This is a genomic window from Arthrobacter sp. Y3221087 (assembly GCF_059089905.1).
The window spans coordinates 1,463,517-1,478,437 of sequence record NZ_JBNHFE010000001.1 but is presented as its reverse complement, the minus strand read 5'-3'; the positions used below and the strand labels follow the sequence as shown (position 1 = coordinate 1,478,437).

At 64.8% G+C, this 14,921-nt stretch carries 11 protein-coding genes and 2 tRNA genes; 7 read left to right on the top strand and 6 right to left on the bottom strand.

The genetic code is table 11. The annotated features are described in order from the left end of the window. Positions 1–6: 6 nt before the first annotated feature. From serA to ilvD, 5 genes are all read right to left on the bottom strand, one after another. Complete coding sequence (gene serA / locus AC5RUO_RS07005; RefSeq protein WP_494008585.1) at positions 7–1,596, bottom strand: phosphoglycerate dehydrogenase; 1,590 nt, start codon at positions 1,594–1,596, stop codon at positions 7–9. Between the two features lie 128 nt (positions 1,597–1,724). Further along, on the bottom strand, positions 1,725–2,750 hold the full coding sequence (gene ilvC, locus AC5RUO_RS07000) for a ketol-acid reductoisomerase (RefSeq protein WP_494008586.1): 1,026 nt from the start codon (positions 2,748–2,750) through the stop codon (positions 1,725–1,727). Between the two features lie 80 nt (positions 2,751–2,830). Then, positions 2,831–3,343, bottom strand: a complete 513-nt coding sequence (gene ilvN / locus AC5RUO_RS06995; RefSeq protein ID WP_494008587.1) for an acetolactate synthase small subunit — start codon at positions 3,341–3,343, stop codon at positions 2,831–2,833. A gap of 2 nt (positions 3,344–3,345) precedes the next feature. Then, positions 3,346–5,253: an acetolactate synthase large subunit gene (locus AC5RUO_RS06990; protein WP_494103136.1), complete on the bottom strand. Its 1,908-nt coding sequence runs from the start codon at positions 5,251–5,253 to the stop codon at positions 3,346–3,348. 376 nt (positions 5,254–5,629) lie between these two features. Continuing rightward, positions 5,630–7,348, bottom strand: a complete 1,719-nt coding sequence (gene ilvD, locus AC5RUO_RS06985; RefSeq protein ID WP_494050711.1) for a dihydroxy-acid dehydratase — start codon at positions 7,346–7,348, stop codon at positions 5,630–5,632. A 262-nt stretch (positions 7,349–7,610) separates the two neighbouring features. On the opposite strand from ilvD, the gene AC5RUO_RS06980 reads away from it, so the two are divergent. Both AC5RUO_RS06980 and AC5RUO_RS06975 read left to right on the top strand, forming a co-directional pair. After that, the gene (locus tag AC5RUO_RS06980; RefSeq protein WP_494008590.1) at positions 7,611–8,699 is read left to right on the top strand and encodes a sunset domain-containing protein; all 1,089 of its coding nucleotides are present in this window, start codon (positions 7,611–7,613) and stop codon (positions 8,697–8,699) included. Between the two features lie 260 nt (positions 8,700–8,959). Then, positions 8,960–9,035, top strand: a tRNA-Lys gene (locus AC5RUO_RS06975). 193 nt (positions 9,036–9,228) lie between these two features. On the opposite strand, the gene AC5RUO_RS06970 is transcribed toward AC5RUO_RS06975, so the two are convergent. After that, on the bottom strand, positions 9,229–9,684 hold the full coding sequence (locus tag AC5RUO_RS06970; RefSeq protein ID WP_494008985.1) for a MarR family winged helix-turn-helix transcriptional regulator: 456 nt from the start codon (positions 9,682–9,684) through the stop codon (positions 9,229–9,231). Positions 9,685–9,780: 96 nt separating this feature from the next. On the opposite strand from AC5RUO_RS06970, the gene bcp reads away from it, so the two are divergent. From bcp to AC5RUO_RS06945, 5 genes are all read left to right on the top strand, one after another. Beyond that, positions 9,781–10,254 (top strand): thioredoxin-dependent thiol peroxidase, encoded by a 474-nt coding sequence (bcp, locus tag AC5RUO_RS06965; protein WP_494008591.1) that lies wholly within the window; start codon positions 9,781–9,783, stop codon positions 10,252–10,254. Between the two features lie 124 nt (positions 10,255–10,378). After that, positions 10,379–10,460 (top strand) — tRNA-Leu (locus AC5RUO_RS06960). 273 nt (positions 10,461–10,733) lie between these two features. After that, a complete protein-coding gene (locus AC5RUO_RS06955; RefSeq protein WP_494008592.1) occupies positions 10,734–11,414 on the top strand; it encodes a fasciclin domain-containing protein in 681 nt (226 codons plus the stop codon). A gap of 196 nt (positions 11,415–11,610) precedes the next feature. After that, positions 11,611–13,281 carry an ABC transporter substrate-binding protein gene (locus tag AC5RUO_RS06950; RefSeq protein ID WP_494103135.1) on the top strand — a complete coding sequence of 557 codons (1,671 nt, stop codon included), beginning with the start codon at positions 11,611–11,613 and terminating at the stop codon, positions 13,279–13,281. A gap of 79 nt (positions 13,282–13,360) precedes the next feature. Then, complete coding sequence (locus tag AC5RUO_RS06945; protein ID WP_494103134.1) at positions 13,361–14,863, top strand: malate:quinone oxidoreductase; 1,503 nt, start codon at positions 13,361–13,363, stop codon at positions 14,861–14,863. Positions 14,864–14,921: the final 58 nt, after the last annotated feature.

Here is a 14,921-nt window from a genome sequence, read left to right as displayed (position 1 = left end):
GGGTATTTAGTCTTCCAGGTCCACTTCCCGGACCATGTCGGCGCCGATGCCGGCCTTGATGGCGTCCAGCACCTGCTGCGGCACGGAGCTGTCCACGGTGAGCAGCGCAAGGACCTGGCCGCCCTGGTCGTGGCGGGCCACCTGCATGCCGGCGATGTTGATGTTGTTCATGCCCAGGATGTGGCCGATGGTGCCGATGACGCCGGGGCGGTCGGTGTAGCCCACCACCACCACGTGCTCGCTGATGGGGATTTCCACCTCGAAGCCGTTGATGCCCACGAGCTTCTGGATCTGCTTGGGTCCGGTCAAGGTTCCAGCCACGGAGATCTGGCTGCCGTCGCTCAGCGCGCCGCGCAGGGTCAGGACGTTGCGGTAGGACTCCGTTTCCGGAGTGGTGATCAGGCGGACGTTGATGCCGCGCTGTTCCGCGATGACCGGGGCGTTAACGTAGGAGACCTGCTCGGTCACGACGTCCGCGAAAATGCCCTTCAGGGCCGCCAGTTCCAGGACCTTGACGTCGAGCGAGGAGATTTCGCCGGCAACCTCGACGTCGAACTGGGTCAGGGAATCGTGGGTCAGGGCGGTGAAGATCCGGCCGAGCTTTTCGATCAGCGGGATGCCGGGGCGGACATCGGGGGCGATGACGCCGCCGGCGACGTTGACGGCATCCGGGACCAGCTCACCGGCGAGGGCGAGACGGACGGACTTTGCCACGGAGACGCCAGCCTTTTCCTGGGCTTCGTCAGTGGACGCGCCCAGGTGCGGGGTGACCACCACGTTGTCCAGCTTGAAGAACGGCAGGTCCGTGCTGGGCTCCTTGGCGAACACGTCGACGCCGGCGCCGGCGATTTCGCCGTCCTGCAGTGCGGTGAAGAGTGCTTCCTCGTCCACCAGGCCGCCGCGGGCCACGTTGACCACGTAGGCCGTGTTCTTCATCTTCTTGAAGGCGTCGGCGCCGAGCATGCCCACGGTTTCAGGGGTCTTGGGCATGTGGATGGTGATGAAGTCGGACTGGGCCAGGAGCTCGTCAAGGGTGACCAGCTGGACGCCGAGCTGCGCTGCACGGGCGGAAGTGATGTAGGGGTCGTACGCAAGGATCTTGGTATCGAAGCCTTTGAGCCGGGCGGCCACGAGCGCGCCGATCCGGCCGAGGCCGATGATGCCGATCTTCTTCTCGAACAGTTCGATGCCCGTGTACTTGGAACGCTTCCACTCGCCGTCCTTGAGGGCGGCGCTGGCCTGCGGGATGTGCCGGGCCAGGCTGAGGATGTGGCCCACAGTGAGTTCCGCCGCGGAGACGATGTTGGACGTGGGGGCGTTGACCACCATGACGCCGGCCTGGGTGGCGGCCTTGATGTCAACGTTGTCCAGTCCCACGCCGGCGCGGGCGATGACCTTCAGGTTCTTTGCCGCGGCAATGGCTTCCGCATCCACCTGGGTCGCGGAGCGGACCAGGATGGCGTCAACGTCGCTGATGGCCGAGAGCAGCTGGGAACGGTCGGCGCCGTCGGTCTGGCGGATTTCGAAGTCCGGGCCGAGGGCCTCGACGGTGGCGGGGGAAAGTTCTTCGGCGAGCAGTACTACGGGTTTTGACACGGCTGATCCTCTGCGTTGCAGTCCTGGGGATGGAACAAGTCTAGGCCGACGGAAAGGCCGGGCTCACATTGTTAAGTGTGAACCCGGCCTCACCGTGGCCCCTGGTGAAGGGTAAGTTTCCGTCAGCCTTAGCGGGCTGCGGAGCCTTCCACGTAGTCCACGTCCTGCTGCTGCCAGGAGAACAGGGAGCGCAGCTCGCGGCCAACGGCCTCGATGGGGTGCTGCTCTGCCTTGGCGCGCAGCTCCTTGAACTCGATGCCGCCGTTGTCCTGGTCCTCGATGAAGCGCTTGGCGAAGGCACCGGACTGGATGTCGGCCAGGACGGCCTTCATGTTTTCCTTCACCTCGGGGGTGATGACGCGCGGGCCGGAGACGTAGTCGCCGTACTCGGCGGTGTCGGAGACGCTCCAGCGCTGCTTGGCGATGCCGCCTTCCCACATGAGGTCAACGATGAGCTTGAGCTCGTGAAGCACCTCGAAGTAGGCGATCTGCGGCTGGTAGCCGGCTTCGGTCAGGGTCTCGAAGCCGTACTGGATCAGCTGGGAGACACCGCCGCACAGGACGGCCTGCTCGCCGAAGAGGTCCGTTTCGGTCTCTTCGGTGAAGGTGGTCTTGATGACGCCGGCGCGGGTGCCGCCGATGGCCTTGGCGTAGGACTTGGCCAGGTCCCAGGCGGAACCGGAGGCGTCCTGCTCCACGGCGATGATGTCCGGGATGCCGCGGCCGGCTTCGAATTCGCGGCGCACGGTGTGGCCGGGTGCCTTCGGGGCGACCAGGATGACGTCAACGCCTTCCGGAGCCTGGATGTAGCCGAAGCGGATGTTGAAGCCGTGGGCGAAGGCCAGGGCCTTGCCGGGGGCCAGCTTGTCCTTGATGGACTCGTTGTAGATCGAGCGCTGGTGCTGGTCCGGCGCCAGGATCATGATGACGTCGGCCCATTCGGCGGCGTCGGCGACGTTCTTGACCGTGAAGCCTGCGTCCTCGGCCTTGGCCTTGGACCTGGAGCCTTCCTGAAGGGCGATGACGACGTCGACGCCGGAATCGCGCAGGTTGAGCGCGTGGGCGTGGCCCTGTGAGCCGTAGCCAACGATGGCAACCTTGCGGCCCTGGATGATCGACAGGTCGGCGTCGTCGTCGTAGAACATTTCAGTCACTTGCGTAACTCCTCTTGAGTGTTTTGGTAGATAGGTGGTGTGGTGCTTGCGGTTCCGGGCGGAGTTCCGCCTGGGCAGGCCTAGGCGGAACGCAGCGCCCGGTCACTCATGGAGCGGGATCCCCGTCCAACGGCCAGGGTGCCGGACTGCACGATTTCGCGGATGCCGAAGGGCTCCAGCACTGAAAGCAGCGCTGCAAGCTTCTCCGGGGTACCGGTTGCCTCGATCACCAACGAGTCTGTGGACACGTCGACGACGGAGGCACGGAACAGGTCTGCAGCCTGGGTTACCTGCAGGCGTGTTGCGGCATCCGCACGTACCTTGACCAGGATGTGGTCGCGCTGTACGGAAGATTCGGAGGTCAGCTCAACGATCTTGATGACGTTGATCAGCTTGTTGAGCTGCTTGGTGACCTGTTCGATCAGGTCGCCGTCGGCGTCGACAACCACCGTCATGCGGGAGATGCCCGGTACTTCGGTGGGGCCGACGGCCAGGGAGTTGATGTTGAAGGCGCGGCGGGCGAAGAGGCTCGCGACGCGGGTCAGGACGCCCGGCTTGTCTTCGACAAGGACGGACAGGGTGTGGCGGCTCATGCTCAGTCCTCTTCTTCCCATTCCGGGGTCATGTTGCGGGCAACCTGGATCTGGTCGTTACTCACGCCGGCTGGCACCATCGGCCACACCATCGAGTTGGGGCTGACCACGAAGTCGATGACCACTGGCCGGTCATTGATCTCGAGGGCCTTCTGGATGGTGGCGTCGATGTCCTCGTCGCGTTCGCAGCGGAAGGACGCGCAGCCGTAGGCCTCGCCCAGCTTGACGAAGTCCGGGATGCGGACGGTGTCGTGGCCGGTGTTGAGGTCGGTGTTGGAGTAGCGGCCTTCGTAGAAGAGGGTCTGCCACTGGCGCACCATGCCCAGCGAAGAGTTGTTGATGACGGCAACCTTGATGGGAATGTTGTTGATGGCGCAGGTGGCCAATTCCTGGTTGGTCATCTGGAAGCAGCCGTCGCCGTCGATGGCCCAGACCACCCGGTCCGGCTCCCCCACCTTGGCGCCCATGGCAGCCGGTACGGCGTAGCCCATGGTTCCGGCACCACCGGAGTTCAGCCAGGCGTGCGGGCGCTCGTACTTGATGAACTGCGCCGCCCACATCTGGTGCTGGCCCACGCCTGCCACGTAAACGCCCTCGGGGCCGGTGAGGGCGCCGATGCGTTCGATGACCTTCTGCGGAGCGGTGAGGCCGTCTTCCGGTTCGGTCCAGCCCAGCGGGTAGGTTTCCTTGAGGTTGTTCAGGAAAGCCCACCAGGTTGTGAGGTCCGGAGTTCCGGTGGTGCCGAACTGCGCACGCACGGCGTCCGTCAGTTCAGGAATGATCTCCTTGACCGAACCAACGATGGGGACATCGGCGGTGCGGTTCTTGGAGATTTCCGCGGGGTCGATATCGGCGTGGATGACCTTGGCCATCGGCGCGAACGTCTTGAGGACGCCGGTGACGCGGTCGTCGAAGCGTGCGCCCAGGGTGATCAGGAGGTCGGCCTGCTGCAGCGCCGTGACCGCGGAAACACTGCCGTGCATGCCGGGCATGCCAACATGCTGGGGGTGCGAGTCGGGGAACACGCCCTTGGCCATCAGCGTGGTAACCACCGGGGCGCCCGTGGCCTCGGCGAGGGCCAGCAGTTCGGCGCTGGCGTGTGCCTTGACCACACCGCCGCCCACGTACAGGACGGGTTTGGTGGAAGCCGCGATGAGTTTCGCCGCTTCGCGCACCTGCTTGTTGTGGCCCCGGGTGACGGGACGGTACCCGGGCAGGTCGATCTTCGGCGGCCAGGAGAAGGTCATCTGGCCCACCTGGGCGTCCTTGGCAACGTCCACCAGCACCGGGCCGGGACGGCCGGTGGAGGCGAGGTGGAACGCCTCCGCCATGACGTGCGGGATGTCATTGGGGTCGGTGACCAGGAAGGAGTGCTTGGTGATGGGCATGGTGATGCCCACGATGTCCGCTTCCTGGAAAGCATCGGTGCCGATCACACCACTGGACACCTGGCCGGTGATGGCCACCAGCGGCACGGAGTCCATGTGGGCATCCATGATGGCGGTAACGAGGTTTGTGGCGCCCGGGCCCGAGGTGGCGATGCAGACGCCAACCCGCCCGGTGACCATGGCGTAGCCTTGCGCGGCGTGGCCGGCTCCCTGTTCGTGACGGACCAGCACGTGATTCATGGTGGAGGCCATCAAGGGGTCGTAGGTGGGCAGGATCGCGCCACCAGGCAAACCGAAAATATCGTCGACGCCGAGTTCTTCGAGCGAGCGGACAATAGCTTGCGAGCCGGTCATCACCGTTGGGGGTACAACGTTGTTCGGCCCAAGGACAGGAGAGGCGGCAGCAAGGTCGGCGGCGACGGCGGCATTGTCAGCCGTCCGGTCGGCGCGTTCCGGAGCCTTGGTGGCTCCAGTGGACTTGGTAGCCAACAGCGAGGGGCTGATCGGCGATCCTTTGCTCATCGGACTCTTCCTTGTGGATCATCTGTGGTTCATGGAAACTGCAGGAAATAAAAAAACCCCTCAGCCTGGCGGCTCTTCGAGGGGTTTGCGCGTGACGGTTCGTTACCAGAGGAGGCTATAGTGCCACGCGCTTGGTAAGGACGACGACGGTGCCGGCGGTAACGAAAGTCATGCGTTCAGTTTTCCCTCTGGTGGGATGGGTGTCAACGAGGCGCCACCCTATCTCACCATGTGGACAGCATTGTCCACGAAACGATCCGATCAGTGAAAGGACCGAAACTTTCAGCGGCCCACCCAAGCCGGGAACGGCTTAATAAGGGTGGCGCCGAGGGGCCCCGTGCGTGCGGCGCTCAGCGCCGCATGCACGGGGAAGGCGTCACCCGCAGTATGCACCCGTTGATGCGCTGTGCACCAGCTTTGCGTACTTGGCCAGGACACCCTTGGTGTAACGGGCCGGCAGTGGCTCCCAGCCCGCCTTGCGGGCTTCGAGCTCGGCTTCGTCAACCAGCAGGTCGAAGCTGCGGGCGGCGATGTCCACGCGGATCCGGTCACCGTCCTTGACGAAGGCGATGGGGCCGCCGTCGACCGCTTCGGGGGCAACGTGGCCGATGCACAGGCCGGTGGTGCCGCCGGAGAACCGGCCGTCGGTCAGGAGCAGGACGTCCTTGCCCAGGCCCGCACCCTTGATGGCACCGGTGATGGCGAGCATCTCGCGCATTCCCGGGCCGCCCTTGGGGCCTTCGTAGCGGATGACCACCACGTCGCCCTTCTGGATCTGGCCGTTGTCCAGCGCATCCAGGGCACCCTGCTCACGCTCGAACACGCGGGCGGTGCCTTCGAAGACATCGGCGTCGAAGCCGGCGCTTTTGACGACGGCTCCTTCCGGGGCCAGCGAGCCGTGCAGGATGGTGATGCCGCCGGTCTTGTGGATGGGGTTGTCCAGCGCCCGCAGGATCTTGCCGTCAACATCCGGCGGGTTGATGGCTTCGAGGTTCTCCGCGACGGTCTTGCCGGTCACGGTGAGGCAGTCCCCGTGCAGCAGGCCGGCGTCCAGCAGTGCCTTCATGATGACCGGCACGCCGCCGATCTTGTCGACGTCCGTCATCACGTAGCGGCCGAAGGGCTTGAGGTCGCCAAGGTGCGGGATCTTGTCGCCGATGCGGTTGAAGTCGTCCAGGGTCAGCTCGACCTCCGCCTCGCGGGCGATCGCCAGCAGGTGCAGGACGGCGTTGGTGGAGCCGCCGAACGCCATGGTCACGGCGATGGCGTTCTCGAACGCCTTCTTGGTCATGATGTCGCGGGCGGTGATGCCCTGGCGCAGCAGGTTGACCACGGCTTCGCCGGACTTGCGGGCGAATTCGTCGCGACGGCGGTCTGCCGAGGGCGGGGCTGCGGAGCCGGGCAGGGACATGCCCAGGGCTTCGCCGATGCAGGCCATGGTGTTGGCGGTGTACATGCCGCCGCAGGCACCTTCGCCGGGGCAGATGGCCTTTTCGATCCGGGTCAGGTCCTCCATGCTCATCTTGCCGGCGGCGCAGGCGCCGACAGCCTCGAAGGCATCGATGAGGGTGACTTCCTTTTCGGAGCCGTCCTCGAGCTTGACCCAGCCGGGCATGATGGAGCCGGCGTAGAGGAACACGCTGGACAGGTCCAGGCGGGCAGCTGCCATGAGCATGCCGGGAAGCGACTTGTCGCAGCCTGCGAGCAGCACGGATCCGTCGATGCGCTCGGCCTGCATGACGGTTTCCACGGAATCTGCGATGACTTCGCGGGACACCAGGGAGAAGTGCATGCCCTCATGGCCCATCGAGATGCCGTCCGAGACGGAGATGGTGCCGAACTGCATGGGGAAGCCGCCGCCGGCGTGAACGCCTTCCTTGGCGCCCTGGGCAAGGCGGTTAAGGGAGAGGTTGCAAGGAGTGATTTCGTTCCACGAGCTCGCGACACCAACCTGGGGCTTCGCGAAGTCGTCGTCCCCCATGCCGACCGCCCGGAACATGCCACGTGCCGGTGCAGCGTGGATTCCGTCGGTTACGACCCGGCTCCGGGGTTTGATGTCGGGCTTGTTATCGGATGCGATGGTGGTGTCACTCATAGGGGAAAGTCTATGGCTCTGATGGAGGCCGAAAGGACCCTACGGGGCGGTCAAAGCCCAAAACAGCGATTATTTCTGCCAGATACTGGACTTGCATCTCGCATTCTGAGACGGGGAGTCCAGCCCGTGCTCATGCGGTGTGGTCCGCCTCACGTCCGCCTGTGCCGCGCCCCGCTTCCCACCTGCGAAAACCTAGACAGCGTTAGGCGCCCGACGTAGCGTCGGGGGCAGGACACCTTGCCTCCTGACTGAAGGGTTAGCCATGGATACATTTTTCTGGGTCATTCTGATTGTGGTGGCCGTCGGCGTTGTGTGGTGGTTGCTGAACCGCAGCAACACGACGAAGTCGCGGCAGGAGCCGACAGTGACGAATGCTCCGCGCAGCGACGGCGCACTGTCCTCAGGCGGGGCCGCTCCTTCCGCGGAGGCGGCAGGCACCACAGGGATCGCCACTGCCGCCGGGTTCGGCCGTCCTGCCGAGCCCGCAGCACCCACCACCGCCGATGAACCGGCTGCGGAACCGGCAGGTGAAGCGCCGCGGCAGGAACGGTCAGCAGCAGGTTCCAGCGCGGCAACGCCGGCCACCACAGCGGATGCGGCCCATGACACCGCGAGTAAGACGTCCGGCGCTGAGCGGCGTCACCAGGACCAGGCCGAATGGGAAACCCAGTGGTCTGAAGCGGGCGGGTCCTCCTCCGCCACTGCCAGCTCCGCTCGGGCATCGCACGCCTCCCCCGAAACAGCAACCCCGCCAGTACCTGAAGGCGCCGCGGAACAGTCCGCCACGGATGCAGCCCGCCCCGTCCACCACCCCGAGTACACGGAACCGCATGCGCCCACCCTCCCGGGCGCCGAAACCGCTGCGGTGGAAGAAGCGGACGACGCCGGCACGCCGGCAACGGCCCGGACAGGCGCCACCGGAACCACCTCCCCTGCCACCCAGGGGATGGCGGCGGGGCCAGGTGCAACCGCCAGGGCCACCGGCCCGGCCGTTCCGCCTGGTGCCGCCGAAGCCGAGACGCTGGACAGGACACAGTCCTCGGCCCTGGTTGAAACCGGGGCGGACCACGACGTGCAGGACCGCCGTCCCGGGGAAGAAACCGGGACGGGATACCAGCCGGAAGCCGCAGGGCACCTCGCCGCAGCCGAACCCTATGGTGCAGGCTCGGCCGCAGCGGGCCCGGACGGCAGCGGACCTGCCGGGTTCGAGGTCAAGGGCGACGCCGGCGCGATGGTCTACTACGAGGAAGGGCACCCGGACTTCGGGGAAACCAGGGCTGACGTCTGGTTCGAGTCGGCGGCACATGCGGAGGCTGCGGGCTTCCGGGCACCCCGGCGGAAACGCCTTTAGCAGCCGCCGATGCAGCCTGTGCTCCAACTCACAGCAGGGCGTCAGCCGGGCAAGGCGGATCAGGACGTCTTTCCGGACAGGCATTGGGGCAGGCAAACCCCCGGAAAACCTTGATTTTCCGGGGGTTTGCCTGCCCCAGGTGTGACCCGCCCCTCGAAGCGGGGCCCGATTTCACATGCATCAAAAGTTCGTGTAGAGTTTCATGTCGTTGCGGAGGTCAACGGGAAAGAAAAAGCCCGGATGACTGAAACAAACAAGATGCACCTCTAGCTCAATTGGCAGAGCAATTGACTCTTAATCAATGGGTTCCGGGTTCAAGTCCCGGGGGGTGCACCACTGGGAAAACAGCCTCTGGCTTGCGGAAACGCGGGCCGGGGGCTGTTTTGTTTTTCCGCTACGATGCGCAGTACCAACGCCGCATCCATCGTCACCGGAACGGTCGACGCCAACAAAAAAGGCGTGGCTGCAGTTTCGTAGTGAAACTGCAGCCACGCCCCGCTGGTCCGGAACAGACGGCGCCAGGACCTGCCTAGGGTGAATTCTCCACAAGCGCCGCGGCGTTGCTGGGCACTGTGCCGAACTGGCTGGCGAGTTCCCGGACCACGGCCTTGAGTTCCTGCCGGAGTACTTCAGGGTCGATGGACGCCGAGGCAAGGACGGAACGCTCCATCTCGACGGCGGCCGCAACAGCCTCCTTACCCCGTTCGGTGAGTGACACCACGTGGCTCCTGCGGTCCGACGTGCTGCGCACCCGGATGATGTGCCCGTGCGACTCAAGCCGGCTGAGGGTTTTGCCCATGGTCTGTGCCTGCACACGCACAAATTGGGCAAGCTGTGCCTGGGTCATGGGTCCCTGGGCAGCCAAAACCTCAATGGCTATGACTCCGGCGTGCGTGAGACCGATGGCACCAAGTTTTTCGTTCCATGAGTGTTCTACGAGGCGCGCAGCAGTGGACAAGAGGCGTCCCGTGGGCCAGTGCTCCATATCAGGCATAGCAGCAAGTATAGCCAAGTGCCGATTAGCACCGGCCCCTCCCCCTTACTAGGCTGTTGTGTCCCGCCTGCAACTAGGAGAAAAACAATGGCTGACAGACTCGTGACCGGTGACAAAGCCCCCGCATTTACCCTGAAAGACTCGGCGGGCAAGGACGTCAGCCTGTCCCCGGGCAGCGGCCGGCACACCATCGTCTACTTCTACCCGGCCGCGTCCACCCCGGGCTGCACCAAGGAGGCCTGCGACTTCCGGGACAGCCTGTCGTCCCTGCAGGCCGCCGGGTACGACGTACTGGGGATCTCGCCGGACCCGGTGGAAAAGCTGGCCAAGTTCGCCGCCAAGGAGGAACTGACTTTTCCCCTGCTCGCTGATGAGGACCATGCGGTGGCAGAGGCCTACGGTGCCTGGGGTGAAAAGAAGAACTACGGCAAGACCTACGAGGGCCTGATCCGGTCCACCATCGTGGTGGACCCCGACGGCAAGGTTCTGCTGGCCCAGTACAACGTCCGCGCAACCGGCCACGTGGCCAAGCTGCGCCGCGACCTGAAGCTGGACGCCTGACCGCTCCGCTGCCTGGCCCGGCCACGGCGCGGGCGACGCTACAATAAAGACTGGCATCCGCCGTCGTACGCAGTTCCGGTACTGTTTCGTGGAACTGGTTTTCCGTCCTTCGGCATGACGCCACGCGCGAGTGGTGAAATTGGCAGACACGCAGGATTTAGGTTCCTGTGCCTTCGGGCGTGGGGGTTCAAGTCCCCCCTTGCGCACATCACATCAGAAGATCCCCCGGTCCGTGAGCCATCCGGCACCGGGGGATTTTCTGCGTTAACCCGCCGATCAGCTCCTTCACCTGCTCTTGTCGCTGCCGCCGGATTTCGTCCGCCGCCGAAAAACTTCCTTGATCCACCCATCCGGTCCTGCCCTGCGGCCGAATAGCCAATGAGACACCAGCCCGGGCAGGTGCTTACAAAGCCAGAACTGATAGACGCCGCGGACACCCCGTTTGTGGTGGCAGAAGCCATGATCCAAGGAGAACTGAAATGCAGACAATCACGCGCACAACCTTCAGCGTCGCAGGCGTTGCAGCTGCAGCATTGCTGGGCCTGACGGCCTGTGGCGGCACCGGCAGCGCCTCGGGGTCCTCCGCCGCGGCTGAGAGCCCGTCCGCGGCCCCCTCCAGCATGGCCGCCTCCCCCTCGGCGAGCCCGTCCGCCGCTGCCATGGATCCTGCAGCAAACCTGGTGGGCCCGGGTTGCGCTGCCTACGCGGAGCAGGTACCCACCGGCGCCGGCTCGGTTGAGGGCATGGCCCTTGATCCCGTTGCCGTTGCCGCCTCGAACAACCCCATCCTGACCACCCTGACCTCTGCCGTTTCCGGAAAGCTGAACCCCAAGGTTGACCTGGTGGACACGCTCAACGGTGGCGAATTCACGGTCTTCGCTCCGGTGGATGAGGCCTTTGCCAAGATCGACCCGGCCACCATCGAAACCCTGAAGACCGACGACGCACTCCTGAGCAAGATCCTCACCTACCACGTTGTCCCCGGGCAGATCAGTCCCGACATGATTGCCGGCACCCACGCAACTGTCCAGGGCGGCTCGGTCACCGTGAGCGGCAGCGGCGACGCGCTCAAGGTTGACGACGCCAGCGTGATCTGCGGCGGTGTCCAGACCAAGAACGCCACCGTCTACCTGATCGACTCGGTGCTGATGCCCAAGTAGGCACCAAGCACAACCGCACGGTGTGCCATCCGGACGCCGGGCCCCGCCACTCGCGGAGCCCGGCGCCGGTGCTTAAGCGGCAGCGGCAGCGGCATCCCAGGAGCAACAGCCTTAACGGGACCGGCAGAACCGTCAATTAGACTGGGCTTTCCGGCCCGCAGGTAGCGGACCGGCGATATCCAGAGGTGATCCACGAGTGCCCAGCAGTCCATCGCGGCGGACGGTCCTGACGGCCGGCGCCGCCCTCCTGGCACTGGGCGCGGCCTCGTGCACGGCCGCTCCGGCCCCGTCGCCCTCGTCCGGTTCACCCAGCGCCACCACCCCGGCCGAACCCACTGCCACCTTTAATTTCGGCACCGCAGCCCAGCCCCTGGGACTGGACCCGGCACTGTCCAGCGACGTCGAGTCGCAGCGGATCACCCGGCAGATCCTCGAGGGCCTGGTGGGCGTGGACCAGACGACGGGCAAGCCCACGCCCTTGCTGGCCACGGAATGGAGCGAGTACAACGAAGGCCGCTCCTACACGTTCACGCTGCGCAAGGGAGTGGTCTTCCATGACGGCACACCTTTTAATGCGGAAGCCGTCTGCATTAACTTCAACCGATGGTTCGCCTTCTCCCCGGACCTCCGCCGGCAGGCCCCGGGCAGCTCGTTCAAGGGGGTCTTCAAGGCGCATTCGGATGAGCCCGACCTGTCTATTTTCAAGAGCTGCACCGCCTTGTCCGAGCACACGGTACGCATCGACCTCACCCAGCGGTTCACGGCCTTCCTCCAGGCCCTCACCCTCCCCGCGTTTGCCATGGCATCGCCTGCCGCCCTCGCCGCCGGCAGGGCAGACGTCCTGGACCAGGACCGCGGCGGTCCCCCGCTGTCCGCGTTCGCCACAAATCCCGTGGGCACAGGCCCCTTCAGGTTCGCCGCCTGGGAAGCACAAAGCGTCACCCTCGTGACCAACAAGGCCTACTGGGGCGAGAGGGGCCAGATTGCCACCATCAACTTCCTGGCCTACAACCATCCGCAGCTCCGGCTCCAGGCCCTGCTTGACGGCAAGATCGACGGCTACGATGCGGTGACCGTCGGCAATTTCGACCAACTGGTCAAGCGTGGAAAGCAGATCGTCCAGCGGGACCCGTTCTCGGTGATGTATGTGGGCATCAACCAGGAGGTTCCGGTCCTGCAGAGTCTGTTGGTCCGCCAGGCCATCGAGATGGCCATCGACAAGGAAACCCTGATCCGGAAGTTCTTCATCGACAACACCGCAAGGGCAACACAGTTTGTCCCGCCGAAGATCAGCGGCTTCAACAACGATGCCCCGGAACTGGGCCACAACCTTGCAAAAGCCAAGGAGTACCTCAAGGAAGCCGGCTACGCGGGCGAGGAACTGAAGTTCTACTACCCGCTGAACGTGACACGGCCGTACCTGCCCACGCCCGAAAAAGTCTATGCAGAGCTCAGCCGGCAGCTCACCGCGGCTGGCTTCAACATCCGCCCCGTCCCGGTGGAATGGTCCGAAGGCTACCTCCAGAAGGTCCAGTCCCCCGGCGACCACGCCCTCCACCTCCTGGGCTGGAACGGCTCCTATTCCGATGCCGACAACTTCGTGGGTCCCTTGTTCGGGGAAAAGAACGGTGAGTTCGGTTACCAGGATCCGCAGGTCTTCTCCAAGATCAACCGCGCCCGGGGCCTGCCGGAAGGCCAGGAGCGGGATGAGCAATATCACACCATCAACGCCCAGATTGCTGCCACCGTACCGGCAGTTCCAATTGCCTTCCCGATCTCGGCACTTGCCCTCTCCGACCGGGTGGTGGGCTACCCGGCGTCGCCGGTCTTAAATGAAGTTTTCACGAAGGTGCAACTAAAGCCTTGACGGGCGCATCCAATTTCAGTATGTCGGCTGCCCGGGGATATTCTGTGACAGCCAGAGCCGCTGCAATCGGAGACTGATCGTGACCTTCATTTCCAAGACCCCGCATGCCGACGTCGTCCTGATTGGCGGCGGCATCATGAGCGCCACGCTGGGGGCATTTCTCAAGCAGCTGGAGCCGAACTGGACCATCTCCCTGTTCGAGCGGCTGGACCAGCCCGGGCTGGAAAGCTCAGGCCCGTGGAACAACGCAGGAACCGGCCATGCCGCCCTCTGCGAGCTCAACTACTCCCCTGCGGACAAGGACGGCTCAGTAAACCCCGCCAAGGCACTGCTCATCAACGAACAGTTCCAGCTCTCCCGGCAGTTCTGGTCCCACCTGGTGGATAGGAACCTCATCGGTTCGCCCAAGGGCTTCATCAACACCGTGCCGCACATGAGCTTCGTGATCGGCGAGGACCACACCCGCTTCCTGAAGACCCGGTATGAGGCATTGAAGCCGCACGCCCTGTTCCGGAGCATGGAGTACTCGGAGGACCAGGCCCAGATCGCCAAGTGGGCTCCGCTGATCGTCAAGGGACGCGACCCGAAGCAGCGCGTTGCCGCCACGCGTGCCGCCGAAGGTACCGACGTGGACTTCGGGGCACTGACCCGCGAACTGACCACGTACCTGGGGAACAACGGCGTCGAAATCAACTACGGCCATGACGTCACGGGTATTTCCCGCGCGTCCGGCGGCGGCTGGGACCTCTCGCTGAAGTACCCGAAGTCCGGAGAGCACGGCAAGATCCATGCCAAGTTCGTCTTTGTCGGCGCCGGCGGCGGCGCCCTCCACCTGCTCCAGGCTTCCGGCATCCCGGAGAGCAAGGGCTACGGCGGCTTCCCCGTGTCCGGCCAGTTCTTCCGCTGCACGGACGAAACCATCGCGGCCCAGCACAGCGCCAAGGTGTACGGCCAGGCGTCGGTGGGTGCCCCGCCCATGTCCGTCCCGCACCTGGACACCCGGTACGTGGACGGCAAGCGTTCGCTGCTCTTCGGCCCCTACGCCGGATTCTCCACCAACTTCCTCAAGAACGGCTCCTACCTGGACCTGCCGCTGTCCATCCGCCCGTCCAATATCATTCCCATGCTTGCCGTGGCCAAGGACAACATGGACCTCACCGCCTACCTGATCAAGGAAGTGGCCAAGCGGCACGGGGACAAGGTCGAGGCGCTGCGCGAGTACTACCCCGAGGCCAAGGATGGCGACTGGGAACTGATTACCGCCGGCCAGCGTGTACAGATCATCAAGAAAGACCCGAACAAGGGCGGTGTCCTGCAATTCGGTACTGAAGTGATCGCCGGCCGTGACGGTTCCATCGGAGCGCTCCTCGGCGCGTCCCCCGGAGCTTCGACCGCTGTTCCCATCATGATCGAACTGCTGCAGAAGACGTTCCCGAAGAACTTCAAGGGCTGGCAGTCGAAGCTGAAGGACATGATGCCCGGCTACGGGGTGAAGCTGGATGAGAATCCGGACCTCGCCGTGGAGCTGGAGCAGGCGACCGCCAAGTCACTGCAGCTGGAGAGCGTTACTGCCGGCCGCTGACCCGGCTTCGGCCACCGGCCGGCACCAGCGTGGACGTCCCAGTTCCCCTACCCTCCAG